This is a genomic window from Microtetraspora sp. NBRC 16547, from assembly GCF_030268965.1.
Classification (GTDB): domain Bacteria; phylum Actinomycetota; class Actinomycetes; order Streptosporangiales; family Streptosporangiaceae; genus Microtetraspora.
The window spans coordinates 359115-384995 of the sequence record NZ_BSSE01000004.1; the positions used below are offsets into that span (position 1 = coordinate 359115).

The 25881-nt window shown below is 69.7% G+C and carries 28 protein-coding genes; 10 read left to right on the forward strand and 18 right to left on the reverse strand.

Going from position 1 to position 25881, the window contains the following annotated elements:
- Window positions 1-71: 71 nt before the first annotated feature.
- The gene (locus QSK17_RS09070) at window positions 72-1016 is read left to right on the forward strand and encodes an EamA family transporter (RefSeq protein ID WP_285704172.1); all 945 of its coding nucleotides are present in this window, start codon (window positions 72-74) and stop codon (window positions 1014-1016) included.
- On the opposite strand, the gene QSK17_RS09075 is transcribed toward QSK17_RS09070, so the two are convergent.
- A complete protein-coding gene (locus QSK17_RS09075) occupies window positions 988-1353 on the reverse strand; it encodes a hypothetical protein (protein ID WP_285704089.1) in 366 nt (121 codons plus the stop codon). The genes QSK17_RS09070 and QSK17_RS09075 overlap by 29 nt on opposite strands.
- The gene (locus tag QSK17_RS09080; protein ID WP_285704090.1) at window positions 1350-1934 is read right to left on the reverse strand and encodes a biotin transporter BioY; all 585 of its coding nucleotides are present in this window, start codon (window positions 1932-1934) and stop codon (window positions 1350-1352) included. Before QSK17_RS09080 ends, QSK17_RS09075 begins: the two co-directional genes overlap by 4 nt.
- 132 nt (window positions 1935-2066) lie before the next feature.
- Here QSK17_RS09080 and QSK17_RS09085 point away from each other — a divergent pair, with 132 nt between their 5' ends.
- Both QSK17_RS09085 and QSK17_RS09090 read left to right on the forward strand, forming a co-directional pair.
- Window positions 2067-3008, forward strand: coding sequence for an HpcH/HpaI aldolase/citrate lyase family protein (locus QSK17_RS09085; protein WP_285704091.1), 942 nt, complete (start codon window positions 2067-2069; stop codon window positions 3006-3008).
- Window positions 3008-4162 carry a CPBP family intramembrane glutamic endopeptidase gene (locus tag QSK17_RS09090; RefSeq protein ID WP_285704092.1) on the forward strand — a complete coding sequence of 385 codons (1155 nt, stop codon included), beginning with the start codon at window positions 3008-3010 and terminating at the stop codon, window positions 4160-4162. The genes QSK17_RS09085 and QSK17_RS09090 overlap by 1 nt, the downstream gene beginning before the upstream one ends.
- A gap of 249 nt (window positions 4163-4411) precedes the next feature.
- On the opposite strand, the gene QSK17_RS09095 is transcribed toward QSK17_RS09090, so the two are convergent.
- Window positions 4412-4879: a hypothetical protein gene (locus QSK17_RS09095; protein ID WP_285704093.1), complete on the reverse strand. Its 468-nt coding sequence runs from the start codon at window positions 4877-4879 to the stop codon at window positions 4412-4414.
- Window positions 4880-4894: 15 nt separating this feature from the next.
- On the opposite strand from QSK17_RS09095, the gene QSK17_RS09100 reads away from it, so the two are divergent.
- A complete protein-coding gene (locus QSK17_RS09100; RefSeq protein WP_285704094.1) occupies window positions 4895-7324 on the forward strand; it encodes a hypothetical protein in 2430 nt (809 codons plus the stop codon).
- On the opposite strand, the gene QSK17_RS09105 is transcribed toward QSK17_RS09100, so the two are convergent.
- The gene (locus QSK17_RS09105) at window positions 7302-7703 is read right to left on the reverse strand and encodes an NUDIX hydrolase (protein WP_285704095.1); all 402 of its coding nucleotides are present in this window, start codon (window positions 7701-7703) and stop codon (window positions 7302-7304) included. The genes QSK17_RS09100 and QSK17_RS09105 overlap by 23 nt on opposite strands.
- A 73-nt stretch (window positions 7704-7776) precedes the next feature.
- Here QSK17_RS09105 and QSK17_RS09110 point away from each other — a divergent pair, with 73 nt between their 5' ends.
- The 3 genes from QSK17_RS09110 to QSK17_RS09120 all read left to right on the forward strand — a co-directional run bounded on the left by QSK17_RS09110 (window position 7777) and on the right by QSK17_RS09120 (window position 10113).
- Window positions 7777-8427, forward strand: coding sequence for a DUF6758 family protein (locus QSK17_RS09110; RefSeq protein WP_285704096.1), 651 nt, complete (start codon window positions 7777-7779; stop codon window positions 8425-8427).
- Window positions 8428-8513: 86 nt separating this feature from the next.
- A complete protein-coding gene (locus tag QSK17_RS09115) occupies window positions 8514-9227 on the forward strand; it encodes an MBL fold metallo-hydrolase (protein WP_285704097.1) in 714 nt (237 codons plus the stop codon).
- Between the two features lie 10 nt (window positions 9228-9237).
- Complete coding sequence (locus QSK17_RS09120) at window positions 9238-10113, forward strand: RecB family exonuclease (protein WP_285704098.1); 876 nt, start codon at window positions 9238-9240, stop codon at window positions 10111-10113.
- A 102-nt stretch (window positions 10114-10215) separates the two neighbouring features.
- Here QSK17_RS09120 and QSK17_RS09125 read toward each other — a convergent pair whose 3' ends face one another.
- Both QSK17_RS09125 and QSK17_RS09130 read right to left on the reverse strand, forming a co-directional pair.
- On the reverse strand, window positions 10216-11094 hold the full coding sequence (locus QSK17_RS09125) for an alpha/beta fold hydrolase (protein WP_285704099.1): 879 nt from the start codon (window positions 11092-11094) through the stop codon (window positions 10216-10218).
- Window positions 11095-11254: 160 nt separating this feature from the next.
- A complete protein-coding gene (locus QSK17_RS09130) occupies window positions 11255-12886 on the reverse strand; it encodes a DEAD/DEAH box helicase (protein ID WP_285704100.1) in 1632 nt (543 codons plus the stop codon).
- A 400-nt stretch (window positions 12887-13286) separates the two neighbouring features.
- On the opposite strand from QSK17_RS09130, the gene QSK17_RS09135 reads away from it, so the two are divergent.
- Complete coding sequence (locus tag QSK17_RS09135; protein WP_285704102.1) at window positions 13287-13946, forward strand: ferritin-like fold-containing protein; 660 nt, start codon at window positions 13287-13289, stop codon at window positions 13944-13946.
- A gap of 194 nt (window positions 13947-14140) precedes the next feature.
- Here QSK17_RS09135 and QSK17_RS09140 read toward each other — a convergent pair whose 3' ends face one another.
- The 5 genes from QSK17_RS09140 to ligD form a co-directional block, all read right to left on the reverse strand.
- Window positions 14141-14266: a hypothetical protein gene (locus QSK17_RS09140; protein WP_285704103.1), complete on the reverse strand. Its 126-nt coding sequence runs from the start codon at window positions 14264-14266 to the stop codon at window positions 14141-14143.
- Between the two features lie 196 nt (window positions 14267-14462).
- Window positions 14463-14693: a DUF3107 domain-containing protein gene (locus tag QSK17_RS09145; protein ID WP_285704104.1), complete on the reverse strand. Its 231-nt coding sequence runs from the start codon at window positions 14691-14693 to the stop codon at window positions 14463-14465.
- A gap of 127 nt (window positions 14694-14820) precedes the next feature.
- Window positions 14821-15441: a TetR/AcrR family transcriptional regulator gene (locus tag QSK17_RS09150; protein ID WP_285704105.1), complete on the reverse strand. Its 621-nt coding sequence runs from the start codon at window positions 15439-15441 to the stop codon at window positions 14821-14823.
- 56 nt (window positions 15442-15497) lie between these two features.
- Complete coding sequence (locus QSK17_RS09155; RefSeq protein ID WP_285704106.1) at window positions 15498-15701, reverse strand: Rv3202a family protein; 204 nt, start codon at window positions 15699-15701, stop codon at window positions 15498-15500.
- Window positions 15702-15773: 72 nt separating this feature from the next.
- Window positions 15774-16655, reverse strand: coding sequence for a non-homologous end-joining DNA ligase (ligD, locus tag QSK17_RS09160; protein WP_285704107.1), 882 nt, complete (start codon window positions 16653-16655; stop codon window positions 15774-15776).
- 148 nt (window positions 16656-16803) lie between these two features.
- On the opposite strand from ligD, the gene ku reads away from it, so the two are divergent.
- A complete protein-coding gene (gene ku, locus QSK17_RS09165) occupies window positions 16804-17733 on the forward strand; it encodes a non-homologous end joining protein Ku (RefSeq protein WP_285704108.1) in 930 nt (309 codons plus the stop codon).
- 488 nt (window positions 17734-18221) lie between these two features.
- Here the strand turns inward: ku and QSK17_RS09170 are convergent, their stop codons facing one another.
- From QSK17_RS09170 to QSK17_RS09200, 7 genes are all read right to left on the reverse strand, one after another.
- Window positions 18222-18596: a hypothetical protein gene (locus QSK17_RS09170; protein ID WP_285704109.1), complete on the reverse strand. Its 375-nt coding sequence runs from the start codon at window positions 18594-18596 to the stop codon at window positions 18222-18224.
- 554 nt (window positions 18597-19150) lie between these two features.
- Window positions 19151-19648: a hypothetical protein gene (locus tag QSK17_RS09175; protein ID WP_285704110.1), complete on the reverse strand. Its 498-nt coding sequence runs from the start codon at window positions 19646-19648 to the stop codon at window positions 19151-19153.
- A gap of 615 nt (window positions 19649-20263) precedes the next feature.
- The gene (locus tag QSK17_RS09180) at window positions 20264-20746 is read right to left on the reverse strand and encodes a hypothetical protein (RefSeq protein WP_285704111.1); all 483 of its coding nucleotides are present in this window, start codon (window positions 20744-20746) and stop codon (window positions 20264-20266) included.
- Between the two features lie 628 nt (window positions 20747-21374).
- Window positions 21375-21866: a hypothetical protein gene (locus tag QSK17_RS09185; protein ID WP_285704112.1), complete on the reverse strand. Its 492-nt coding sequence runs from the start codon at window positions 21864-21866 to the stop codon at window positions 21375-21377.
- 582 nt (window positions 21867-22448) lie between these two features.
- Entirely contained in the window at window positions 22449-22829 is a 381-nt protein-coding gene (locus QSK17_RS09190) for a hypothetical protein (RefSeq protein WP_285704113.1), read from the reverse strand.
- Window positions 22830-23315: 486 nt separating this feature from the next.
- A complete protein-coding gene (locus tag QSK17_RS09195) occupies window positions 23316-23708 on the reverse strand; it encodes a hypothetical protein (protein ID WP_285704115.1) in 393 nt (130 codons plus the stop codon).
- Window positions 23709-24325: 617 nt separating this feature from the next.
- Complete coding sequence (locus QSK17_RS09200) at window positions 24326-24670, reverse strand: hypothetical protein (RefSeq protein WP_285704116.1); 345 nt, start codon at window positions 24668-24670, stop codon at window positions 24326-24328.
- Window positions 24671-24958: 288 nt separating this feature from the next.
- On the opposite strand from QSK17_RS09200, the gene QSK17_RS09205 reads away from it, so the two are divergent.
- On the forward strand, window positions 24959-25861 hold the full coding sequence (locus QSK17_RS09205; RefSeq protein ID WP_285704117.1) for an alpha/beta fold hydrolase: 903 nt from the start codon (window positions 24959-24961) through the stop codon (window positions 25859-25861).
- Window positions 25862-25881 lie beyond the last annotated feature (20 nt).

A 25881-nucleotide genomic window follows, 5' to 3' on the forward strand; every position in this document is an offset into this window, starting at 1 on the left:
TGCGGCGGACGGCCTGGTATGACAGGATCAAAACGGGTTAATGGTAGTTACATGAGGTGGTGCCCGTGAGGATGGGGAGCCTGGCGATCGCGGTCGCCTCCGCGTGCTGTTTCGGCTTCTCCGGGCCGATGGCCCGCTATCTGGGCGCCGCCGGGCTGTCGCCGACCGAGGCGGTCTGGGTGCGCATGGCCGGAGCGGGAGCGCTCCTGGTCATCACTCTCGCGATTGTACGGCCGGGCGCTCTTCGCATTCCCCGCGACCGGCTGCTGTTCGTCGCCGCGTACGCGCTGGTCGCGGTGGCCGCCGTCCAGGGCCTGTTCTTCTTCGTCATCACGCGGCTGCCGGTCGGTGTCGCGCTGCTCCTTGAGTACACCGCGCCGGTGCTGGTCGTGGTCTGGGTGCGTTTCGTCCGGGGGCTGCGGTTGGCGCGGTCGGCCTATCTCGGCGCCGTGGTCGCGGTGGCCGGCCTGGCCGTCGTGGTCGAGGTCTGGGACGGCATCCGGCTCGACGCGCTCGGGCTGATGGCGGGACTCGTCGCCGCCGCCTGTTGTGCCGGATATTTCCTGATGAACGATGCTTTTTCGGATGACGAACTGGACCCCCTCGGTCTGATCGCCTGGGGCATGGCCGGCGCCGCCGTGGTGCTCATTCCGCTCTCGCGCCCCTGGAACATCGACTGGACCGTGTTCGGCCGGACCGCGACCGTGGGCGGCAACACCCTGCCCGTGCTCGGCGCCGCGCTGTGGTTGGTCGTGGTGGCGACGGTCACCGCCTACATCACGGGCGTGATCGCGGTACGCCGCCTCTCGGCCGCGGTCGGCGCCACTGTGGCGACGCTCGAGGTCATCGCGGGCGCCGTCATCGCCTGGTTCCTGCTCGGCGAACGGCTCGGCGGCGCCCAGATCGTCGGCGGCGTCATCGTCCTCGCCGGCGCACTGCTCGCCCAGTCCGCCGCCGCGCGGCCGAAGACCGACCCCGCCGTACGGCTCACGCCGGAGGCGTCAGCCGCAGGATGACGGCCCCGGCGGCCCAGCGGTCGGTCAGGGTGGCGGCGTCGGGGGCGTTGAGGCGCTCCTTGGCGAGGGCGGCCACCGCCTCCGGGGAGCCGGACTGGTCCACCACCTCGACCGAGGCGGTGAACCTGACCAGCTCGGCGCCGTTGTCCTTGCTGCGGAGGGTCACCTCCACCCGGGACGCCTCCGCAAGGCCCGGCAGCTCCTGCTCGCCGCCGCCGGTCACCAGATAGATCGCCCCGGCGTGCCACACGTGCCAGGCCAGGCGCGGTCCGGCGGCCAGGGTCACCCAGAGCACGCCGGACTTCTTCGCGCCCTCCTCGATCAGGGGAGCGCTCATCGGCCGGAACGCCCGGTGAGCTTCCACGCGGCGGGCAGCAGCCCGGCCGCGACGACGATCTTGATGGCGTCGCCCACGAGGAAGGGCACCACGCCGGCGGCGAGCGCGGGAACCAGGCCCATGCCGGTGACGGCCATCAGGACCGGGACGCCGAAGGCGTAGATCGCCAGGTTGCCGAGGATCATCGTGCCGGCCGTACGCGCCGGGGTGCGGTCACCGCCGCGCTCGGCGAGCTTGCCGACGAGGGCGGCCGCGACGAGGAACCCGATCAGGTAGCCGAAGGCCGCGCCGCCGGGGCCGTGACCGCCGCCGGTGAACCACGGGACGCCCGCGATGCCGGCCAGCACGTACAGGAGCATGCTGAGCGCCGCGCGATTCGTGCCGAGCGCCGCGCCGACGAGCACGACGGCGAAGGTCTGGCCGGTCACCGGCACAGGGGAGCCCGGGACGGGGAAGGCCAACTGGGCGGCCAGGCCGGTCAGCGCGGCTCCGCCGAGGACGAGGGCGGCGTCGCGGACCCGGGCTCCGGGGATGAGATCGGACAGGACGGCGGGGCGCACCCCGGTGGCGATTTCGGTCAACGCTTTCTCCCTCAAAGCTCGTAGACGGTGCCATTCTTCGCGAAAGCCTCGCCGATGGCCGTGCAAGTTCGGAGCCAAGAACGCGGCACCTCCTTTGTAGCGATCGGACAGCCTCCCGCTAGCGTGTGGGCCATGCGTGCTCGACGTTCGTGCCTGGCCGTGCCGGGCAGCAACCCGCGTTTCATCGAGAAGGCCCAGGGGCTCGCCGCCGACGAGGTCTTCCTCGATTTGGAAGACGCCGTGGCGCCCGCCGCGAAAGAGCGGGCGCGCGAGAACGTGGTCCGCGCGCTCCGCGACGGCGACTGGACCGGGAAGACGATCGTCGTCAGGGTCAACGACCTGACCACGCAGTGGACCTACCGCGACGTGATCGACGTCGTCGAGGGCGCGGGCGACCGCCTCGACTGCATCCTGCTGCCCAAGGTCGAGGACGCCTCGCACGTGGTCTGGCTGGACACGCTGCTCACCCAGATCGAGAAGGCGCTCGGGCTGTCGCGCAGGATCGGCATCGAGGCGCAGATCGAGAGCGCCCGGGGACTCGTCAACGTGGACGCCATCGCCGCCGCGTCCGACCGGCTGGAGACGCTGGTGTTCGGCCCCGCGGACTTCATGGCGTCCATCGGGATGAGGACCCTGGTCGTCGGGGAGCAACCGCCCGGGTACGGCGAGGGCGACGCCTACCACTACATCCTCATGCGGATCCTGATGGCCGCCCGGGCCAATGACCTTCAGGCCATCGACGGGCCGTACCTCCAGATCAAGGACGTGGACGGTTTCCGCCGGGTGGCCCGCAGGGCGGCCGCGCTCGGTTTCGACGGCAAATGGGTGTTGCACCCCTCCCAGGTGGAGGCGGGCAACGAGGTGTTCTCGCCGTCCCAGGACGACTACGACCACGCCGAGATGATCTTGGAGGCGTACGAGTACTACACGACCGTGGAGCGGCGCGGGGCGGCGATGCTCGGCGACGAGATGATCGACGAGGCCTCCCGCAAGATGGCCCTCGTGGTGGCGGCCAAGGGCCGTGCCGCGGGCCTGACGAGGGCACGGACCTTCGAGCGGCCGACAATGGACTAATGACCGACCCGCAGTGGAACCCAGCCGCCCAGTGGAACCCGCCTCCGCAGGCGGATCCGAACGCGCAGGGTGAGCCACCCACGGAGCGGCCCCCGCAAGGGCAGCCGCCACCGCCGTGGGGTCCGGGACAGCCCGGTCCCGGGGAGTGGGGTGCTGGGCCGTGGGGTCCGGGACAGCAGGGTCCCGGGCCGTGGGATCAGGGGCCGCCCTATCCGGCCCCGCCGTACCAGTGGCCTCCTCCGCCGCAGCGGGTTCCGTGGAGCGTGACCCCGCCGCCGGGCACCCGTTACGACCGGCTCGCCCGTACGGCGCTGCATCGCTGGTGGCGGCCGATCGTCGGCACGCTCGCCATCGTCGTCGGATTCCTCGTGGTGTCGGTCGTGGTCGGGCTCGTCGCCGCGGTGGTCTCGCTCCTCGCCGGCGTCCCGATGGTGCTGGAGGGCACCCAGATCTTCGCGGATCCCCTCCTGACGCTCGGGTTCAACCTGGTTCTGATCGCCCTGGCGATCCCACTGGTGGCCGGGGCGGCCTGGGCGGTGCAGCGGCGGCGTCCCGGCACGCTGTCATCCGTCGCGGGGCGGCTGCGCTGGCGCTGGTTGCTGCGGTGCGTCCCGGTCGCGCTGGTCGCGGTGGTCCTCGGTGAGGTCGCGCAGCAGCTCACGTTCCTGGCGACCGGTGTGTCGACGGGGTTCACCTGGGTGGGGTGGGACCGTTTCCTGGCCCCTCTGATCGTCATTCTCGCGCTGGTGCCGTTCCAGGCGGCCGCTGAGGAGTACGTGTTCCGCGGCTGGATCCTCCAGGCGTTCGGGGCCTACCTGCGCAACCCGGTGCCCGGCATCGTCGTCGGGGCGGCCGCCTTCGCCTCGTTGCACGGCTACACCGACTGGGGCATCGCCTACGTCTTCGGTTTCGGCGTGTTGATGGGGTGGCTCGCGATCCGTACAGGGGGCCTGGAGGCGGCCATCGCACTGCACGCCGTCAACAACGTGTTCGCGTTCGGGATGACGGCCGCCGCGGGCGGGCTGCAGAACGCGCTGCAGCAGGGGTCGGTGCCCTGGCAGTCGATCGTCGGCACGATCGTCCAGTTCGGCGTCTACGCCATCGCCATCGTGATAATCGCCCAAAAGCGGTCAATTCAGACTCTCTCCCGATAAATCTCACTAGAGAGGTATGGTCAGCGCGGCGTTCGCGTGTTGGTCTGTAGACGTGATCGCCAGCCGGAGACGGGGTATCAACATGCTCGCGTCCGTTTCGCCGTTCTAGTGGAGGCACGGAGCGTGAATTCGGACCCCCCTTCACGCGATGAGGAAGACCTGGCGACGCCACCGGCGATCCCGCCCGCCCCGGACGATCCCTCACCGGGCTCGGCGGAGGGATCCTCACAGCGCTCCTCACAGCGCTCCTCACCTTGGGCGCTGCCCCCCTTCGGCGCGCCCGTGTCCGACGAGACACCACCGCAGCGCCGAGCCGGGCGCCGCCCGTACTCCGACGAGCCCGCCCGGCCGCCCCGGCGCCTGGTCGACCGGCCGGACAAGCTCGTCGCCTCCGGCCGCCCCGCCCCGCAGGCCCCGCCCGAGCCCGTACGGGATCCCGCACCCGAGCCCGGACGGGATCGCGTACGGGAACCGGAGCAGGAGGCGGGGCCCTGGCATCTGAGCCCGCCCCGGGCACCGCGACAGCCGGAGACAGAGCCGTCGCGGCGACCAGAGCAGCCGCAGCGACAAGAGCGACCCGAGCAACAAGAGCAACGGCAGCAAGAGCAACGCGAGCAACCAGAGCAGCGGCAACAAGAGCAACGGCAGCAAGAGCGACCCGAGCAACAAGAGCAGCGGCAGCAAGAGCAACGCGAGCAACAAGAGCAGCGGCAACAAGAGCGACAAGAGTCGGTGCGGAGGATCGGCGCCCCGCCGGGAGGTCGTCCGGCCCGTCCCGACGTGCTCGTGGCCAAGGGTCCGCCCCGGCCGGGAGGCGGCCGTCACCATCACCACCGGCGGCGGAGCGAGCCCAAGCGCCCCTTCCGGGTCCGCAGGTACGTCGCGCCGGTGCTGGCGCTCGCCGTGCTGATCGCGGCCGCGTTCGGCGTCGCCCGGTGGGTCTCGGGCCCGTCCGCGGGCGGCCTGCTCCTCGCGTCGGGCGACGGCCAGTCGGGTGACGCGGCGTTCCCCGCCCCCGGAATCCCGGGCAACGGCTCCAGCCAGGTGCTCAACGCGGTCACGTCGGCGGACTCCACGGTCGTGGCCGTGGGCAGCGACATCAGCGGCCCGGTGCCGAAACCGCTCTTCCTCGTCTCCGCGGACGGCGGCAAGAAATGGGAGCTGGGCCGGGTCGTCGGACCGTCCGGTTACGACACCGTCGGCGGAGCGGTGGGCAGGGTCGTGGGAGGCGGCGGGCACTGGCTCGCCGCGGGGACCGACGCGCCCGGATCCGCCGGCCCGGCGGCGCGCGGCATGTGGGTCTCCTCCGACGGCAGGACCTGGACCGCGGTGGACCCCACCCGGCTGACCGCCTTCTGGAGCCAGGACCGGATCACCGATCTGGCCAGGACCTCCACCGGATTCGTCGCGGTGGGCACCGCGACCCTCCGGGACGGCACGGCCGGCCCGGTGGCCTGGGTCTCGCCCGACGGACGGGGATGGACCCGGGTGGACACCGCCCAGATCGGCCCGCCCGACAAGGTGCGCGGCATGCGTGCCGTGGCCGCGCGCGGCGACCAGGTCGTCGCCCTGGCCGATCCCGGCGAGGGCGACTCCACTTCGGTGGTCCTCCGCTCGGCCGACGGGGGCAGATCCTGGCTCCGTACGGCCGTCGCCCTCGCGGACGTGCGGCCGGAGGCGGGCGCGCTGGCGGCGACGGGCAAGGGCTTCGTGCTGGTCCCGACGCGGCAGCGGTCCGCGGCGGGCGAGGTGCCGGTCCTCTGCTCCGGCGACGGCGCGAAATGGAAGCGGTGCGGCACCATCGGGAAACTCGGACCCGAAGGCGCGGGCGTGCGCGGCCTCGCCTCCTCCGCGGCGGGGATCGCGGCGGTGACGGAGTCGGCCTGGGAGCGGTACGCGCTCTACACCAGCGCGGACGGGCACAAGTGGACCAAGAGTGCCGACCTCGGTGAGATCCCTGGAACGCTGCGCGGCCTCACCATCACCGACGCGGGCGTGCTCGTCGCGGGCGGGGACGAGCGCGGGCCCGGTGACGTGGAGAACCTGCCCGTGCTGATGACGGCGAGGGAGGGCAGGAAGGCGAAGGCCGTCCCTCCCGAGGAGATCGCCGGGCTGACCCGGCTCGCCAGGGAGACGACCAACCTCGCGGCGGCGGGCGGCCTGTTCGTCGCCGTCGGCTCCGGGGGCGGCGACGCCGGCATCTGGATCAGTGGCAACAACGGCGCCAACTGGAAGAGCCTCACCTATCCCGACCTGCTCGGCGGCTCCGGACGCCAGGCGTTGAGCGCGGTCGCGCACGGGCGGAAGGGCTGGCTGGCGGTCGGCACCACGACCTCCGACCCGGCGGTCACCCGGCCCCTCATGGTGACCTCGGCCGACGGCAGGACGTGGAAGCCCGGCCCGGCCGTCGAGGTGCCCGCCGGTCATTTCCTCCTCGCGCCGAACGCGGTCGCGGCCGGGCCGAAGGGCTACGTGGTCGCGGGCGAGGACCGCGGCGCGATGGGAGTGCTGCCCGCTCTCTGGTTCAGCCCCGATCTCAAGCGGTTCACCCGGGCGCCCCAGGGCGCCATGCCGGCCGGAGGCGCGGGCGTGCGCATCGCGGACGTCACCGCCACCCCGTCCGGGTTCATGGCCGTGGGCGGCTCCGGCACCGCCGACCGGGAGACCGGCGTCGTGTGGGTGTCCTCCGACGGGATCAACTGGTCGGCCAAGGGGCGGGTGCTCCCCGACGACACCCACTCCGCCGGGCTGCGCCACGTGGTGGCGCGCGGGAGCGAGGTGATCGCGGTCGGCGTCGCCGACGGCGGCCGCCCCTTCTCCGCGGTGTCGTCGGACGAGGGCTCCCACTGGGAGTACGCGTGGCTGCCGGCGAAGGAGGCGGCCGCGGTGCTCGACTTGGCGGCGGCGGACCAGGGCGTGGTCGCGGTGGGCGCGCACGGCCCGGCCGGAGAGGGGGACAGCACGGTCTGGATCTCCGGCGACGGGCTGGACTGGACCCGCCACACGCTCACCGCGGACGGCCTCGGCGGGGCCGGGGCGCAGTGGCTCGGCTCGGTCGCCGTCTCGGGTGACCGGGTCGTCGCCACCGGCAGGTCGGTGACCTACAACGAAGACCACCTCACGGTCTGGCGGAGCACGCTCAGGTCGTCGGCGGACCGATGACCTTCCAGGAGACGAGGGCGTCCAGCAGGCCGTCGGTCAGCGGCAGCCGTACCAGTTCGTCGAGGTCGTACCAGCGGGCGTCGGTGGCGTCGTCGCCGGGCGTCAGGCGGCCGTCCGCGGCGGTCACCAGGTAGTCGTGGATCTCGTAGGTCACGCCCGCCGGGCCCGGGCGCAGCACGGTCCCGGCCAGGGCGACCACCGTGCCGTCGAGGCCGGTCTCCTCGCGCAGCTCGCGCCGTACGGCGTCGGCGTCGCTCTCGCCGGGCTCGACCCTGCCGCCGGGAAGGGACCACAGGCCCTCGCCGGGCGGACGGCCCCGGCGGATCAGCAGTAACCGTCCGGCTGGATCCTGGACGATCGCGCCCACGCATCTCACCACATACAGAACATTACGACCGGATAACCGGGAGATTCTTGACGCCTATGGTTCTTGGAAAGCACCGTGGGTAATTGTGAGAGCCGCGCCTTCCTGCCCGCGGTGCTTCGGACCGCTGCATGAGCCGAACGTCTGGAACAGCTCCTGGCGCTGCGACGCGCACGGGGACGTCCTCCCCTTCCAACCGCCCCACCATCCCTCACAGGCGGCGCTCGACGCCCTCAGGCAGTCGTCCGCGGTCCCTGTGTGGGTACCGTGGCCGCTGCCCGCCGGTTGGCTCGTGACCGGCTTCGCCGAGGTGGGGGACGAGCGCACCGGAGGCCGAGCCAGCGTCGTCGCCCTTTCCGGGCCCTCGGTCACGCACGGCCCCGCCGACCTGCTGCTCATCGCCGAGGAGCCCGGCGTGGGCCTCGGCGCGGCGTACGCGGGGCTGGACGGTCCCGACCCGGGAACCGAGTTCGACGCCGGCCCTCCGAACGCGAAGATCGAGATACGCGGACACCCCGGCGCGCTGTGGTGCCTCAAGGGGGTCCCGCCCGACCGCGCGGTGTACGTGGGAGAGGCCCTCGGCAACTGGCTGTGGTTGATCGCCTGGCCGGCCGAGGTGGGCTGCTTCATCTCGCTCGCTCAGCTCTCCCTGCGCGACCTCCGTGACAACGACCAGGAGCTCGACCTCCCGTTCGGCGCGTTCTCCCCACGCCTCGACGACGAGCCGCGCGAGGCATGAGCCTCCTCCGCCTCGCGACGCATCCATCTGGATCCGCGCTCGCCACGGGCAGCATGTGTCAGACACTCCCTAGTAGGGTTCTGAATGTGACAGCGCGTATCGAACGAGTGGTGACCTCCGGCGTGGTCGAGATCGACGACGTCGAGCACAAGGTTGAGAACAACACCTGGATCGTGGGTGACGACGAGGAGGTGATCGTCATCGACCCGGCGCGGGACGCCGGCAAGATCCTCGAAAAGGTGGGCGAGCGCGAGGTCCTCGCCGTCATCTGCACCCACGGGCTGCCCGATCACGTGGGCGGCGCCATCGAGGTGGCCGCCAAGGACGAGGCCGTCATCGCCCTCCACCCCAAGGATAAGCGCCTGTGGCGGCAGACCTGGGAGGAGACCTGGCCGGACATCGAGATGGAGGACGAGGGCATGTTCTCCGTCGGCGGTGTCGAGCTCGAGGTCCTCACCACGCCCGGCATCACCCAGGGCGGCGTCTCGCTCTACTGCGAGTCGCTCGGCGCGGTCTTCACCGGCAAGTCCCTCCAGGCCGACGGCCCGGGCAAGCTCGGCGGAGACTACCCCGCGCTGGCCGACCAGCTCACCGCCATCGGCGAGCGGCTGTTCACGCTCCCGCACGGGACCCGTGTGCTGCCCGCCCACGGCGGGGAGTCCACGATCGGCGACCTGGAGCCGCAGTTCGACCACTGGCTGTCCGGCTCCCTCACCGGCGGTGGCGAGCAGACGCACGAGTCGCCCCTCGTGGACGGCACCGGCGTCTCCGGTATCAGGCTGACGCTCGACGACGAGTAAGCCGATCCCCATGGAGCAGCTGGGATTCGAGGGCATGCCGCGACGGCTGTACGCGTGCACGCCCTCACGGCTGAACTCGTGGCTCGACTGCCGCCGCCGGTACCGCTTCACCTACCTGGACCGGCCGATGCCCCAGAAGGGGCCGCCCTGGGCGCACAACAGCGTGGGGGCCTCGGTCCACAACGCGCTGGCCGGGTGGTGGCGGCAGCCGTACGAGCGGCGGACGCCGATGACGGCGGCGACCCTCCTCACCAGCGGATGGATCACCGAGGGGTTCCGCGACCAGGAGCAGTCCCTCACCTGGCGTGACCGTGCCCGCGAGATGGTGTCCGGATACGTCGCGACGCTGGATCCCTCGGACGAGCCGGTCGGCGTCGAGCGCACGGTGGCCACCCGGACCGCAGTCATCGCGGTCTCCGGGCGGATCGACCGGCTCGACCGGCGTGGCGACGAGCTCGTCGTGGTCGACTACAAGACCGGCCGCCGGGCGCCGGACGCGGACGACGCGCGGTCCTCCCTGGCGCTGGCGGTGTACGCGATCGCCGCGTCGCGCGTCATGCACCGCACCTGCCGCAAGGTCGAGCTGCACCATCTGCCGACGGGCTCGGTCGCCGAATGGGAGCACGACGACGCGTCCCTCGGGCGGCATCTGGGCCGGGCCGAGGAGATCGCGCTGGAGGCGTCCGAGGCCGACGAGGCCTACCGCGCGTGGTCCGGCGCCCCCAGATCACCTGCGGCCGCCGCCGGCCCGGTGCCCCCAGAGATCGACGCGCTTTTCCCGCCCAACCCCGGGCCGATCTGTTCCTGGTGCGACTTCCGGAGACACTGCCCGCAGGGCCTCCAGATCGCGCCGGAACGCAACTCCTGGGACGGCCTTCGCCAGTAGTGCTTCGTCAGGTGGCTGGGGAAGGTCGCTGCCGACAGGTCGGACAGGCGACTTCCCCAGCAGCCCAGGCGGTACGCCGCGCGGGCTCCTCACGGGGTCCGTTCAGGAGTGGTGAAGGATCTGGCTCTCCGCGGCGTTCCAGAACCGGGTGAGCGCCGCGGCCGTCGTCTCCGGAGCCTCGACGGCGGGGGAGTGGACGGCGCCGGGCACGACCACGCACTCGGCGTCGAGCCGATCGGCCATCTCCGACTGCAGGAGGGGCGGCCATCCGTCGTCGTGCTCGCCGTACAGGATGAGGATGGCGAGGCCGCACTCGGCGAGCTCGTCCACGCGGTCGGGGGCGTTCAGCACCGCCTCGGCCATGGCGAGCAGCCCGGCGGGCGAGTGGGCGAACAGGCGCTTACGCAGGAAGGCCACGATCTCGTCGGGAACCCCCGCCTTGAGCGCATCAGGCTCCATCCGGTTGGCCCAGAGATGGTCGATGCCGTACTCGGGCAGCTCGGTGAGCATGATCCGGCCCGTCTTCTCGCGGGGCCCGATGATCCCGGCGGGGCCCGAGCTCATCAGCGTGTACGACGCGAGCTTGGCCGTGCCGTCCAGCACGGCCTCACGGGCGATCAGGCCACCGAAGGAGTGCCCGAGCAGGTGGACCGGCTCGCCCTGGCCGACGGCGTGGGCGATCAGGTCGATGTCGGCGCCCAGGGCGGCGCAGGTGTACGCCGAGGGGTCGTCGGGGCCCGGGGTCTCGTACTGGCCGCGGACGTCGACGGCGACCACCCTGCGCCCCGCCTGCGCGAGCGTCTGGAGGACGGAGATGAAGTCCTCCTTGCTCCCGGTGAATCCGGGGACGAGGAGCGCGGGCCAGCGCTCGGGGACACCGCTGACGGGCTCCGCCGAGAGGACCGCGAACGTGCCCGCCGGCGTCTCGATCTGCTGGGCGGTGACACCCGGGGGCAGCGTCAGGAATCGCGGCGTACTCACGTGGCACCACGATACCCAGCGAGGCTGTCAGCGACACCGCCAACAGCGCTTTGCCGGTTGTGACCCATAACTCCTTGCCTCCTACAGAGGGTTTACCCACTGCCGGATGGCGGTCTCCCGTCCCCGGCCGGCGGGCCGGGGATCGGTCTTCCTCCCGTGGCTATCCGCCTCGCCGCGACCGCGATGGCCGGCGGCGCTGGACCGCGCGCTCCGTCGCGGCCGAGGGCGCCGGAATGTCGTCCTCGGTCGCGAGGTCGGGAGATCGGAACACCACGACGAACGGGCTCGGCGGGATGATCCGCTCCGGCTCCGGCTCCGGCTTCGGCCGGGGCGCGGCCACCGGCTCGGGCACGAGATCGTGCTCGTGCTCGGGCTCGGGCTCGGGGACGGGCGTGGGGCGGATCTCCTCGACGGCCGCGGGGATCGCGGCCACCGTTTCCAGGGCTTCCTCGGCCTCGCGGACCTTCTCGACCCGGGGGGTCTCCTGCGGCTTGCGGTCGCCGGCGGTCGCCGCCGCCTCGGTCGTACGGCCCCCGCGGGTGCGGCGGCGCTCCCTCGGCGTGCGGGCGGGACGCTCGCGGCGCTCCTCCCGCTCGGACCGGTCGTTCCGGCCGCGAGAACGGGTGCGCCCGGTCTCGCCGAGGTCCTCGATCTCCTCGGCGTTCAGGCCCGCCCGGGAGCGGTTCGCGCGCGGCAGCACGCCCTTGGTGCCCTCGGGGATGTCGAGGTCGGTGTAGACGTGCGGCGAGCTGGAGTAGGTCTCAACCGGCTCGGCGAAGTCGAGGCTGAGCGCGTTGTTGATCACCTTCCAGCGGGTGAGCTCGGTCCACTCCACGAACGTCACGGCGACGCCGGTGCGCCCGGCGCGGCCGGTCCGGCCGATGCGGTGGACGTAGGTCTTCTCGTCCTGCGGACAGTCGTAGTTGACCACGTGGGTGACGTCGTCGATGTCGATGCCACGGGCCGCCACGTCGGTGGCGACCAGGACGTTGATCTTGCCGTTGCGGAACGCCCGCAGCGCCTGCTCACGCTGGCCCTGGCCGAGGTCGCCATGGACGGCGGCGACGGCGAAGCCCTTGTCGTGGAGCTGCTCGGCCACCATGTCGCAGGCGCGCTTGGTCTCACAGAAGACCATGGTGAGACCGCTCGTGGTGCTCTGCAGCAGCCGCGCCACGATCTCGATCTTGTCCATGCGGTGCGTGCGGTACACGAACTGCGTGGTCTGCGGGGTCGCCTCGGCCTCGGCGTCGTTGTGCTCGGCGCGGACGTGGATCGGGCGGTTGAGGTATCGCCGTGACAGCGCGACGATCTCGCCCGGCATCGTGGCGGAGAACAGCATGGTCTGCCGCTTCTCGGGGACCAGCTTGATGATCCGCTCGATGTCGGGGAGGAAGCCCAGGTCGAGCATGCGGTCGGCCTCGTCCATGACCAGCATGGTGATCTGGCCGAGGTCGAGGTGCTTCTGCTTTACCAGGTCGAGCAGCCGGCCGGGGGTGCCCACGATGACGTCGACGCCGCTCTTGAGCGCCTCGATCTGCGGCTCGTAGGCGCGGCCGCCGTACACGGTGAGGATTCGGGAGCCGAGCTTGCCCGCGGCGAGGACGAGGTCCTCGGTGACCTGCAAGGCGAGCTCTCGGGTGGGGACGAGGACCAGGCCGCGCGGCTTCTTGCGGTTCTTCCGCGGTTTGCCCACGAGCTGCAGCATCGCGACGCCGAAGGCGTAGGTCTTGCCGGTGCCGGTGCGTGCCTGGCCGATGACGTCCTGGCCGGCGATTGCCAGCGGGAGCGCCATTTCTTGGATCGGGAACGGTGAAGTGATGCCCTCTGTCTCGAGGGCATCGGCGATCTCTGGGATCACTCCCAGGTCTCGGAACGTCGTCAGGGTGACCTGCCTCAGTCGTTGGCGAAGGCGGCCTCCGGAACCTGCTCGGCCGTAAGGTCTCCCAGGCCGTGTTCTCACGGATGTTGCGCCTTCGGCGTCATCAGCGACCGCGGCATCCAGTTACTGGGGGTCTGGGGCCGGACGGCCCAGATCAATACAGTGCGGTCGCACTTTCGCGAACCAGTCTACTCGATACCACAACATGGAACCGTTTTCTCCGCGTTCCCGATGTTCGGTCAAGGTTTTCCGGTGATTTGCACCCGGCGCAGCGGCGCGGGCGGGACGAAAGCGGCCCGCGTACGCTGCATCCATGAACGAAACTCCTCCTGGTGTCGTTGACCTGCTCGGCGTGCTGGCGTACGCGGAGCTCACCGCGTTCCTCCGGATGGCCGAGGACGCGGCGCTGCTGGCGCCTACGCTGACCGACCGGGCCGCGCTCGGCGACGTGGCCGCGGCCGAGTACGGGCATTTCCGGCTGCTGCGCGACCGGCTCGCCTCGTTCGGCGTGGACCCGGAGGAGGCGATGGCGCCGTTCGTGGCCGCCATCGACGCCTGGCATGAGCAGACGAAGCCGCGCGACTGGTACGAGGCCCTGGTCAAGGCGTACGTCGGCACGGGGATCGCGGGGGACTTCTATCGCGAGGCGGCCCGGCACGCCGATCCCTCCGTCACCGAGCTGGTGGAGGAGGTGCTGACCGACGGGATGCGCTCCCAGTTCACCGTGGAGCGGGTCCGCACGGCCATCGAGGAGGATCCGCGGCTGAGCAGCAGGCTGGCGCTGTGGGCCCGCCGGATGGTCGGTGAGGCGCTGAGCCAGGGGCAGCGGCTCGCGGCGGCCCGTCCGGACCTGGCCGGCCTGCTGGTGGAACCGGGAAGCGAGGACCTCGCCGAGATCGGGCGGCTGTTCGCCCGGCTGACGGAGGCGCACGGCACGCGCATGTCGGCCCTGGGACTCACGCCGGGCCCGTGAGCGGCGGGATCGGCGCCCACCCGGCGGCCGGTCCGCCGGGGGTTCTGGTCCGCCGGGTCCTGGTCCGCTGATCCTGTCCCGCTGGGGCCTGGTCCCACTGGGGTCCGGTCCCACTGGGGTCCGCAGGCTCCGCTGATCGAGAGGCGTGCCGAGGCCAACGGTTGTACCGTGCGAGGCATGAGCGCCTCGCGCCGCTACAGCAGGTCCTTGACGAGATGCGGGCCGAACCACTGGACGACACGCGCCGTGTTGAGGAGGGGGAGCGCGGGTTGTCCGACCATCGGACGCAGGCGCGACGACGCGCACCGCGTGAACCGCACCCGCCTTCCTCCTGGATGCCGCTACGGGCCGCGGTGAGCCGGCGAGGGAAGGCCCTCATCAACCTCCCGATCGGAGGGCTTTCTGGCCGGGTGCGGTTTGGTTGTTGCACGCCGAGCCACGAAAGCCCTCACCTTTGCAACTGGTTCGACCCTCAGCGGTCGCCCCGCCTGTCACCAACGTCCGTGGTCAGTACTCCTAGAGCGTGGCGCCGAAGCCGACCGTGCGCTGCTCGTCCTCGCCGACCTCGACGAAACCGAGTGCGGACACGGGGACGACCACCCGCCGGCCGTTCGTGTCGGTGAGCGAGAAGACGCCCTTGTCCGCGGCGAGAGCCTGGCGGAGCTCTTCCTCGATCTGCTCGGCCGACATGTCGGTCTCCACGATGAGCTCGCGGTGTACCGACCGAACAGCGATCTTGACTTCCATCGGGCTCCCCTTTCCAGAGGGCTGCGTCACAGAGGGCTGCGTCACACAGCGCCTCATCCCCATGGTCGCCGTCCGCCGCCGCGGTGAGCCCTTTGATCGCGTCAAGCGAACAGGAAATCCCGCGCGTTCAGCCGGTCCGCGGGAAGCCGCCGATGCCGCGCCAGGCGAGGCGCGCCATCAGCTGGGTGGCGGCCTCCTTGGGGATGGAACCGTGGCTGCTGAGCCAGTAGCGCGCGCTGACCTCGGCCATGCCGACCAGGCCGACCCCGAGTAGGTGGGCCTCGTCGCTGGAGCAGCCGGTGTCCTCCTGGATGACCTGGCTGATCGCGTCGGCGCTCTCCCGGAGGGACCTCTCCATCCGCTGGCGTACTGGTGCGACGTTGCGCAGGTCGGACTCGAAGACCAGCCGGAACGCCTCGCCCTGGCTGGACACGAAGTCGAAGAACGCCCCGATCGCCGCCTGGACCCGCTGCTTGTTGTCGGTGGTGGACGCGAGGGCCTCGTGGCACCGGGTCACCATGTCGTCTACATGCAGGTCGAGCAGGGCGAGGTACAGCTCGAGCTTGCCGGGGAAGTGCTGGTAGAGCACCGGCTTGCTGACGCCGGCCCGCTCGGCGATCTCGTCCATGGCCGCCGCGTGGTAGCCGTTCTCCACGAACACTTCCTGCGCCGCGCTCAGGAGCTGGCGACGGCGGGCCATGCGGGGCAGGCGGGTGCCCCGGGGCTTGGCGTCCGGGGTAGCGGTCACGGCACTCTCGTCTCCTCGTTGCGGGAACGCGCCCATCCTACGCGCGGGTAACCAGGTCAGCGGTAGTCCTCTTCGTCGTCCTGCTCGACCACGCGTTCCTGATCGGTGGCGTCGGCGGGGTCGGCCTCGATCGGGACCTGGTCGGGCCAGCGGGTCTCGTCGGACGACTTCACTCGCTGGTGCTGCTCGACCGCGTCCGCCTCGGGTGTCTCGATCGAGAGCTCCTCGGCGGTCTCGCCGAGGGAGTCCATCTCGGACATCTGCCGTCCTCCGTTCCGCGGAGCCTGCGCGATGCGCGCCAGGTCCAACACTACGGCCACAGGCCTTTCCGGCTATGCGGTGGAGGCCCGGAACAGGTCCCCATGCCGCTGGACCCGGTCCAGCACGTCCCGTGCCGTGAAGACGAGTTGTTCCGGGCTCGTACAGGCATCCACCTCTTCCCACGAAAGCGGGGTCGACACGGCTGGGGCGCTGCCGGCCCGCAGGGAGTAAGGGGCGACCGTCGTCTTCGCCGGGTTGTTCTGGCTCCAGTCGATGAACACCTTCCCCGGGCGCTCCCGCTTCGCCATCACGCTGGTGACGAACGCGTGCCGGTGCTCCAGCCGCCGGGCGAGAGCCCTGGCGTACGCGGAGGCGTCCTCGTCGGAGTCCCACGGGACGTAGAGCTGCATGCCCTTGATCCCGCTGGTCTTGGGCGATCCCTCGTATCCGTCCTCGTCCAGCGCCTCGCGGAGCAGAAGGGCGACCTCGCAGCACTCCACGATCGTCGCGGGAGCGCCGGGGTCGAGGTCGAATACCAGGGTGTCCGGCGGGAGCGGGACTCCTTCCTCGGAGACGCGCCACATGGGGACGTGGAGTTCCAGCGCGGCGAGGTTGGCGTAGTACACGAGCGTCGCCAGGTCGTCCACCACCGCGAAGTCGATCTTCTCGCGGCCCTTCGAGCTGCCGGGCGCGGGCAGGGTGACCGTACGGACCCAGTCAGGGGTGTGCCCGGGGGCGTTCTTCTCGAAGAAGAACTGGCCGTCCACGCCGTCGGGGTAGCGCTTGACCGTCAGCGGACGGCCCCGCAGATGGGGGAGGAGGACCGGGGCGGTCCTGGTGTAGTAGTCGATGACCTCGGCCTTGGTGAACACGGCGTCGGGGTAGAGCACCTTGCCGAGGTTGGTGAGCGTGAGGCTCCTACCCTCGACCTCGACCCGTACCTTCCCGGTCACGCCGCATCCTCCGCGCAATACCTCTGTGGCACCTCCGAGGCGCCGACAAGGCGCCGATAAGGCACCGCCACAGTGGGTACCTGCCCAACAGGTAAGTCCTTTGAATCCCAAGATGGTGTAGTTCGAACAAAGAGACGAGAATGTGGTTATGCGCAGCATCTGGAAAGGCGCCATATCGTTCGGGCTGGTCACCATCCCCGTGAAGCTCTACTCCGCCACGGAGCAGAAGGACGTCGCTTTCCACCAGGTGCACCGGCCGGACGGCGGGCGCATCAAGTACAAGCGGGTGTGCACCGTCGACGGTGAAGAGGTGCCGTACTCCGACATCGCCAAGGGCTACGAGCTGGCGAGCGGCGACATGGTCGTGCTGACCGACGAGGATTTCGCCGACCTGCCGCTGACCACGTCCCGCCGGATCGACGTGTTGCAATTCAGCCCCGCCGAGCAGATCGACCCGATCTACTTCGCCAAGTCGTACTACCTGGAGCCGGAGGCCCTGGGAGCGAAGCCGTACGTGCTGCTGAGGGACGCGCTGGAGCGCTCGGGCCAGGTGGCGATCGTGAAGGTGGCGTTGCGGCAGCGCGAGTCGCTGGCGACGCTGCGCGTCCGCGACGGCGTGTTCGTGCTGGAGACGATGCTGTGGCCGGACGAGGTGCGCGATTCGGCGTTCCCGTTCCTCGATGAGGACATCGAGGTCCGGCCACAGGAGCTCAAGATGGCCGAGTCCCTGATCGAGACGATGGTCGCGGACTTCGATCCCGGGGAGTACAAGGACACCTACCGCGAGGCGCTCCAGTCGATCATCGAGGCGAAGATAGCCGGCAGGGAAGTGGTGGCCCCCGAGGTCCCGGTCGAGGAGAAGCCCGCCGTGGATCTGATGGCCGCGCTCCGCGCCAGCGTGGAGGCCGCCAAGAAGGAACGCGAAGCGCGCCGACCCACAGGGAAGCAGGCGGCCGCGGCGGCGGGCGGGAAGTCCGGCGGGAAGTCCGGTGGGAAGGCCGAGGGCAAGAAGGCGGCCGCGGGAGCTGAGAACGAGGAGAAGGCGCCGCGCAAGCGCGGGACGCGCCGTTCCGCGTGATCCCGTTCGACGACGAGGGCGGCGGTGGAAGCGTCCGGCGGCGCCCTCGGCCTGTGGTCGGTAGGCCCCCGGCGATGTGCTGATCACCTGTCACCCCATAGGAGTCTTTCTCCGATCTCCCACCGCCCGCTCTCGGTCGCTCGTCATCCCGGCGGTCTCGGCTGCGCCGATCTTGGGCCGCCTTCGCCGGTACGCGTATCCGAGCGGGCCGGGAAACCGAGGTGAGGGGCTGGGCCGGGAAACCGAGCCGAGGAAGCCGGACAAGAAAACGGCCATCCGGCCCGGAATTCGTCCGGTCCGGATGGCCCTCGTGGGTGGAAGGCGCTGACCCGCGGGCTCTCACCCGTGGCGTCCGCCTTTTTGCGCTGACTGATGAATCTCATCGTGTGGGCGAGGAAACAGTGCGCCCCTCGTCCGTGTGCCCCTCGTCGCGGCCTCTCGTCCAGGACGAGCGGCGATCACGGCGAGGTCGTTGTTCGGAGTTCCGCTCAGCCGACTTCGCCCGGCGCGACCTGCACGACGGCGGGCCTCTCGGGCTCATCGCGCCTCTCCAGGATCTGCCTGTCCAGGATCTGCCTGGGCAGGCGGATCGTGATGTTGTTGATCACGTGCTGGCGCTGCCGCTCGTGCTGGGTCTGGTGGTCGCGCTGGTGCTGGCGGAGGCGGTTGTGGTTGCGGTTGTGGTTGCGGTTGCGGTTGCCGCGGCCCCAGCCGCCGCCGCCCCAGCCGCCGCCGCCGCCCCAGGTGCTGACGACGGCGGCGCTCGCCGTGGTCGCGGTGGTCGCGGCCCCCAGGGCCACGGCCCCGCCGGTCATCGCGGTGCTGATCACCAGTCCCGCGACGGCGCTCTTGAGCATGGACATTGCGCTTCTCCTTTGAAAGGAATGTGATTTCCCCGCCTTTGGACATCCTCTGGATTGTCGCGAAGAATGTCCGAGATTGTCCGTAGTGGATCATCTCTTATTGTCTTGATTGCCTGGCGAGCAAGGCCGTAAACGGTCGAATTAGGCTTTTATGGTGTGCTTGCCGTTTCGTTGAGGATGCCGCGTAATGAGCGATTGATTGCGGAAACTGGGAGAGATCGCCGGTGAGCCTCCCGGCGGATCGGGGCACGTGCGGAACTCCTACCCGGGCCGGTGGAATTTCGCGTCGAACGCGGCGCCGTGTGGAATCCGACCTGGTGCCGCGTCGCCGCACATGTGGAAAAGCCCGTCCGGTCGGCATGGCGCCGGCCGGACGGGCCTCGGTGTTTCCGGAAAGGTGAGACCCCTCGCGCTTCGTGGCGGGAGTCACCGCCTATTCGGCCCGATCGTCCGCACCGGTGTCGTGGAATTCATCCGCCGGTGCGGACGAGGTGTGGACGAGATGCGGCTACCGCCCGACAGTCGCTCGCGGTCTCACAGTTTCGTGAATGCGCTTACCGCTGGTTGGCAGTCCCGGCGGCGTTGCCGTTGCCGCCCCGGCCGCCGTTGGCGTTGTTGTTGTCGCCGCCGGCGATGGCGCCGCCGTTGCCGCCGTTGCCGCCGCGGGCGATGACGAGCTGAGCGAGGACATCGGCCGGGATCTCGATGCCCCGGTTTCCTCTGACCTCACGGACCTCGCGGACCTCGCGTTCCCGCCGCTGCTCCGGCTGGCGGATACGGATGTTGTTGATCACGTTCTGGCGCTGCGTCTGGTGCTCGCGCTGGTGCTCGTGCTGCTGCTGGTGGTTGCGGTTGTGGTTGCGGTTGTGGTTGCGGGTGCGGTTGCCGCGGCCCCAGCCGCCGCCGCCCCAGCCGCCCCCGCCGCCGCCCCAGGTGTGGACGACGCCGGCGCTCGCCGCGGTGGTGGTGGTCGCCGCGCCCAGCGCGACCGCTCCGCCGGTCAGCGCGGTGCTGAGGGCGAGAAGCCCGACGAGGTTCTTGAACTTGGGCATTGCGTTTCTCCCCTGAAAGGAATCATTTCCTCTTGGCGCTCTGACATCTTCGCGATTTCCCCGAAGAATGTCTCGGATGCCCCTTGATGGGGCATTTCCGTATTTCCTTGATTTCCTGACGTGCGGGGTGGCAAACGACGCCATACGGTTCTTAGTCAGCTCTTTTCATATAATTGAGCACGCCACGCGAGCCGGTTATTGCCTTGCGTGCGATGGCGTGGTTTGCGAACGCGCTCTGTCGCGTACGGGTGGTGCCTGTGCGTCACCAACGGATCGAGGCGCGAAACCGAGGCGTCCGTGAAAGAGGCGGAAAATCGAAAATCCTGCCCGGCCCACATGGTGTGGGCCGGACAGGATGGTGTTTTCGGCGAGGGACGTGGGGCGTTCGCTCACGGGTGCTCGCGCTTTTCGCACCGGTGCCTTTTCGACGTCCGGGACCGGCGAGGTCCCTTCCGGCCTGCCCGCGCTCTTTATGAACGTCGGTCAGGAAGAACCGCGTCCCTGTGGAACGCGGAAGCCGTTGAATGGGCCTTCAGGTGCGGCGACGACATATGCCGCCGGTTTTCAGCAGGGTGAGACCGACCGTTTCGGCGGTCTCACGGCGGAGAAATGCGCTTACCGCTGGTTCTGGTCGGCAGCCCCGGCGGCGTTGCCGTTGCCGCCGTTGCCGCCGTTGGCGTTGTTCTGGTCGCCGCCGGCGATGGCGCCGCCGTTGCCGCCGTTGCCGCCGCGGGCGGCGATGAGCTGGGCGAGGATGTCTTCCGGCCGGTTCTCCCTGATCTCACGGACCAGGCGCTCCCGCCGCTGCTCCGGCTGGCGGATACGGATGTTGTTGATCACGAACTGGCGCTGGCGCTGCTCCTCGCGCTGGTGCGTGCGCTGCTGCTGGTGCTCGCGGTTGTGGTTGCGGTTGTGGTTGCGGGTGCGGTTGCCGCGGCCCCAGCCGCCGCCGCCCCAGCCGCCCCCGCCGCCGCCCCAGGTGTGGACGACGCCGGCGCTCGCCGCGGTGGTGGTGGTCGCCGCGCCCAGCGCGACCGCTCCGCCGGTCAGCGCGGTGCTGAGGGCGAGAAGCCCGACGAGGTTCTTGAACTTGGGCATTGCGTTTCTCCCCTGAAAGGAATCAGTTCCTCTTGACGCTCTGACATCTTCGCGATTTCCCCGAAGAATGCCTCGGATGCCCCTTGATGAGGCATTTCCGTATTGTCTTGATGTCCTGACGCGATGGGCGGCAAACGACGCCATACGGTTCTTAGTCAGCTTTTTCCGTTTTGATGCGCACGTCGCTCCGCGCAGGTTATTTACTTGCGTAGGGTGACGTGAGTCCGGCATGGGACCGCCGCCTACTTCTGCGGCGTACGCGTCGTCGTCGAAGGGCGGCGGGCGCCACACCGCGGGTGCCGGAAAGCGGAGAAAACTGAAAACCCTGCCCGGCCCACATGATGCGGGCCGGACAGGATGGTGTTTTCGGCGAGAGACGCAAGGCGGCTCGCTCACGGATTCCCGCGCTTTTCGCGCCAGCGCCTTTTCAACGTCCGGGACCGGCGAGGTCCCTTCCGGCCTGCCCGCACTCTTTATGAACATCAGCCAGGAAGAACCGCGTCCCTGTGGAACGCGGACACCGTTGAAACGGCCTTCAGGCGCGACGACGGCACATGCCGCCGGTGTTCCATCAGGTGAGACCGGCCGTCCGGTTGTCGTTCGGTGGTCTCACGGCCGGAGAATGCGCTTACCGCTGGTTCTGGTCGGCAGCCCCGGCGGCGTTGCCGTTGCCGCCGTTGCCGCCGTTGGCGTTGTTGCGGTCGCCGCCGGCGATGGCGCCGCCGTTGCCGCCGTTGCCGCCACGGGCCGCGACGAGCTGGGCGAGGATCTCAGCCGGGATCCGGTTCTCCCGGACCTCACGGACCTCACGGACCTCACGCTCCCGCCGCTCCTCCGGCTGGCGGATACGGACGTTGTTGATCACGTTCTGGCGCTGCCGCTGCTCCTCGCGCTGGTCGTCGCGCTGGTGCTGGCGCGAGTGGTTGCGGTTGTGGTTGCGGTTGTGGTTGCGGTTGCCGCGGCCGCCGCCCCAGCCGCCCCCGCCCCCGCCGCCGCCCCAGGTGTGGACGACGCCGGCGCTCGCCGTGGTCGTGGTGGTCGCGGCGCCCAGGGCGACCGCTCCGCCGGTTAGCGCGGTGCTAATGGCGAGGAACCCGACGAGGTTCTTGAACTTGGGCATTGCGTTTTCTCCCTTGAAATGAATTGATTTGCGCCGAAACTCCGACATTCTTGAGAGTCTTCTCAGGAGAATGTCCGGACGACCCTTGGCGGATCATCGCTACGTTGTCCTAGATTTCCGTCCATGTCGGGTGGCAAACGGTGGTTGGCCGCTCTTAGTCTCTGCTTGTCGCTCTATTAATGAAGTGAGGCGTTAGAAGTTGATTTGCGACTTGATGCCCCATATGTCGGATTTGACGTGGAGGGCTTCCGGGGGGGGGCGGGGGGACGATCCAGGACGCCGTTGAGGGCGCGGGCTCTTCGGCGAGCGGCTCCGCCGGTGAATTCCTTGCACGGCCCGGGCCGAAAAGACATCCGGCCGGCAGGGCGCCGGCCGGATGGATGCGTTCTTCGGATATGAGATGGTGGCGATTCGCGTGCGGAGCCGCCGACCGTGGCAATGGAAATTCTGTAGGCGATCTTCCGGCAGAGAACGCTTTTCGGTCACACCGGACGGCGTCCGCGCGTCCGCCGTACGTCCCGCTCGGGAAATCGCGTTCTCGGTGGCGCGACTGTTCGTTCGCGGTTCTCACGCGCGGTGGGCTCAGTCGAGGACCCGGAATTCGCGGACGATGTCCCTGCCGTCGGAGCTGGACGTCGTGGTGGCGGTCGGCGGGAGCGTCCTGTCCGACGGAATCACGACATCGTTGATGAGGAACTGCGTCTGCTCCTGATGCTGGCTCTGTTGGTTGCTCTGGCTCTGGTGCTTGTTGTTCCGGTTGCGGTTCCGCCCGTTCCCGCCGTTCCCGCCGTCGCCGCCGTTCCCGTCGTCGCCGTCGCCGCAGCCGCCGTCGCCGCAGCCGCCGGTCTGGATGACGGACGCGCTCGCCGCGGTGGCGCTGACGGCCGCGCCGAGCGCGACGGCTCCGCCGGTCAGTGCGGTGCTGATGGCGAGAAGTCCGACGAGGTTCTTGAACTTGGGCATTGTGGTTCTCCCTTGAAAGGAATCGAGTCGCCCTCGCGTTCCGGTTTCTCCGGATCGTCGTGAAGGACCGCGGGGGCGACCTCTGGTGATCACTCCCGTCCGTTTGTGATTTCCTTCCATATCGGAGGGCAAACAGTGATTGACGGCTTTTAGGTGCCGCTTGTCGCTCTATTACTAGTGTTGAAGCGGTATGCGGGCATTGGCTGGAAAATGTAAGTTATGTCCGAATTGGCGTGATGTGAAAAAAATCCGGCCGACAGGATGCCGGCCGGATGGGACGCGTTCCCGGCGAGGGCCGCGGCGGTCGCCGCCCTCATCGGAGCCCTACCGCCGGCAGGGTTCCGCCTCTCCTCCGGGAGTGGAATGTCTCCTCATCGGGCGTGCCCGCGCTCCCCTGACCTTCCTCGCCTCCTGCTCTGAGACGTACGGGGTCCGGTTGAACGCGGGCACGCGGATCACTTCTTGTCGCCGCCGACAGGCGGCTCTTTACGCGCCGTCGTCGTCGCCGTCGAGCCCGTCGAGCGCGGCGGCGTTGGTCAGGATCTCCGGCAGGTCGTCGCCTTCGTCGTCGCCGCGGCCCCGGTCCACCCGGATGTTGTTGATCACGTGCTGGCGCTGCGTCTGGCGCTCGCGCTGGTGCGAGCGCTGGTTCTCGTGCTGGCGGTTGTGGTTGCGGTTGTGGTTGCGGTTGTGTTGGCGGCCGCCCCAGCCGCCGCCGCCCCAGCCGCCGCCGCCGCAGCCGCCGCCGCCGCAGCCGCCGGCCTGGACGACCGCGGCGTTCGCCGCGGTGGTGGTGGCTGCGGCGCCCAGCGCGAGGGCACCACCGGTCAGCGCGGTGCTGAGGGTGAGAAGCCCGACGAGGTTCTTGAACTTGGGCATTGTGGTTCTCCCTTGAAAGGAATTGATTTGCCCCGACACTCATACGTTCTCTGAATTCGGAGAACAGGCGGATGACCCTTATGCGGATCATCTTCGCGCCGTTGTGATTTCCTTTCAGGGCGAGGGATAAACGGTGATCGGAGGCTTTTGCCCTCTGCTTGTCGCTTTATTGGAGACGTTGCGTGACTAGTGCTAATTATGCGGGGAAATGTCGCTGATGTCGCAATTGTGCGCTCGGTGGAGCGTCGCCGGTCGTGCGTCGACGGCGGTCGTCGGGCACGCCCGGAGCGCGTCTCATTCGGAACGTGAAAGGCGCGTGTGGCAGGCGTGTAGCAGGCGTATGAACGGCGTACGGAAAGCGTGTGGGAACACAAAAGACCATCCGGTCGACAGAGCTGCCGACCGGATGGTCTTGGTCTCGCTGTGGTGAGGGCTCCCGCGATCTTCGCTGCGGGAGCCCTCGTATCATCGCGGCAGAGAATCACGTCTCACCGTGTGGTGAGGGAATCTCGGTGGCCACCTTGTTCCTGCGGGTCCACGCCCCTCGGTGTGTCTCGTGTTCACGCCGTGGTTTCGGTGGGGCGGGGACGCGCTATGAGCCTGCCATCGCTTTCGCTTTAGAAGTCGTCGTCGAAGCCCCGCCGGTCGAAGCCCCGCTCACGGTCGATCCGGATGTTGTTGATCACATTCTGACGCTGGTTCTGGTTCTGGTTCTGGTGGTTGCGCTGGTGCTGACGGTTGTGGTTCCGGTTGAAGTTGCGGTTGTGGTTCCGCCCGCCACGGCCCCAGCCGCCGCCGCCCCAGCCGCCGCCGCCGCAGCCGCCGCCGCAGCCGCCGCCCCAGGTGTGGACGACGCCGGCGCTCGCCGCGGTGGTGGTGGTCGCAGCACCGAGTGCGACGGCGCCGCCGGTCAGCGCCGTGCTGATGGCAAGCCCCGTGATGACGCTCTTGAGCTTGGGCATTGTGTTTCCCCCTTGAAAGGATGGTTGCCCCGTTTTGCGACATTTCCCAAATATTCTTGGAAAACGGCCTGGATGCCCCTGAATGCTGCATCCTGGTTGTCTTGATTTCCGCGCAGAGTGCCCGACAAACGGCAACTCTGGGCTTTTACTCCTTGCTTGTCGCTTTATTGACGATGTTGAACTCTTATCGCTAGTTATGGCGTGAAATGTCCCCGAATGTCCGATTTGAGACCGCCTGGTACCGGGACGGAGATATCGTCGGAACGGCAGGCGAACAGGGGAGGTCGCGTGGGTGTCGAGCCGATTCCGGACTGGCCGGGAGAGCTGATCGAGCTGGAGGAGACGCGGATCCACGTGCGATCCACCCTCCGCGGCCCAGCGGAGACGGCCGTGTTCGTTCACGGGCTGGCAGGCTCCGCGACCAACTGGACCGACCTGATGGGCGAGCTGGCGGGCGAGGTCACCGGATGGGCCCTCGACCTGCCGGGCGCGGGTTTCTCGCCGGCGCCCGCCGACGGCGACTACTCCGTGGACGGCCACGCCCGCGCGGTCGTCGCGCTCATCGAGCACCTGGGCGGGCCGGTCCACCTGTTCGGCAACTCGCTCGGCGGCGCGGTGTCCGTACGCGTCGCGGCCACCCGGCCCGAGCTGATCAGGTCCCTCGTCCTGGTGTCACCGGCACTGCCGGACCTGCTCCCGAGGTACGGCCCGGCCCGCGTGGCCGCCTCCGCCGCCCCCGGCATCGGGGAGTGGGCGGTCCGGCGGCTGAGGACGCTCCCCGCGGAGCGGAGGGTCCGGGCGACGCTCGGCATGTGTTATGCGGACCTGGACCGGGTCCACCCCGAACGCGTACGGCTCGCGGTGGAGGAACTGCGGCGGCGGGACGCGCTCGAACACGCCGCCTCGGCGCTGGTCGGCTCCGCCAGGGGCATCGTCGGCGAGTACTTCCGCGCCGGTCCGGACAACCTGTGGCGGCAGGCCGCGCGCGTGACCGCGCCCACGCTGATCATCCACGGTCGGCGGGACCGGCTGGTCGACGCCCGGATGGCGCTGCGCGCCGGGCGCACCTTCCCCGATGTACGGCTCGTCACCATCCGGCACGCCGGGCACGTCGCCCAGATGGAGTTCCCCGAGATCGTGGCGCGCGAGGCCGCGCGCCTGATCTCCGAGACACGCGTTCCACCCGCCTGACCTCTCGATTGGGGAATGCC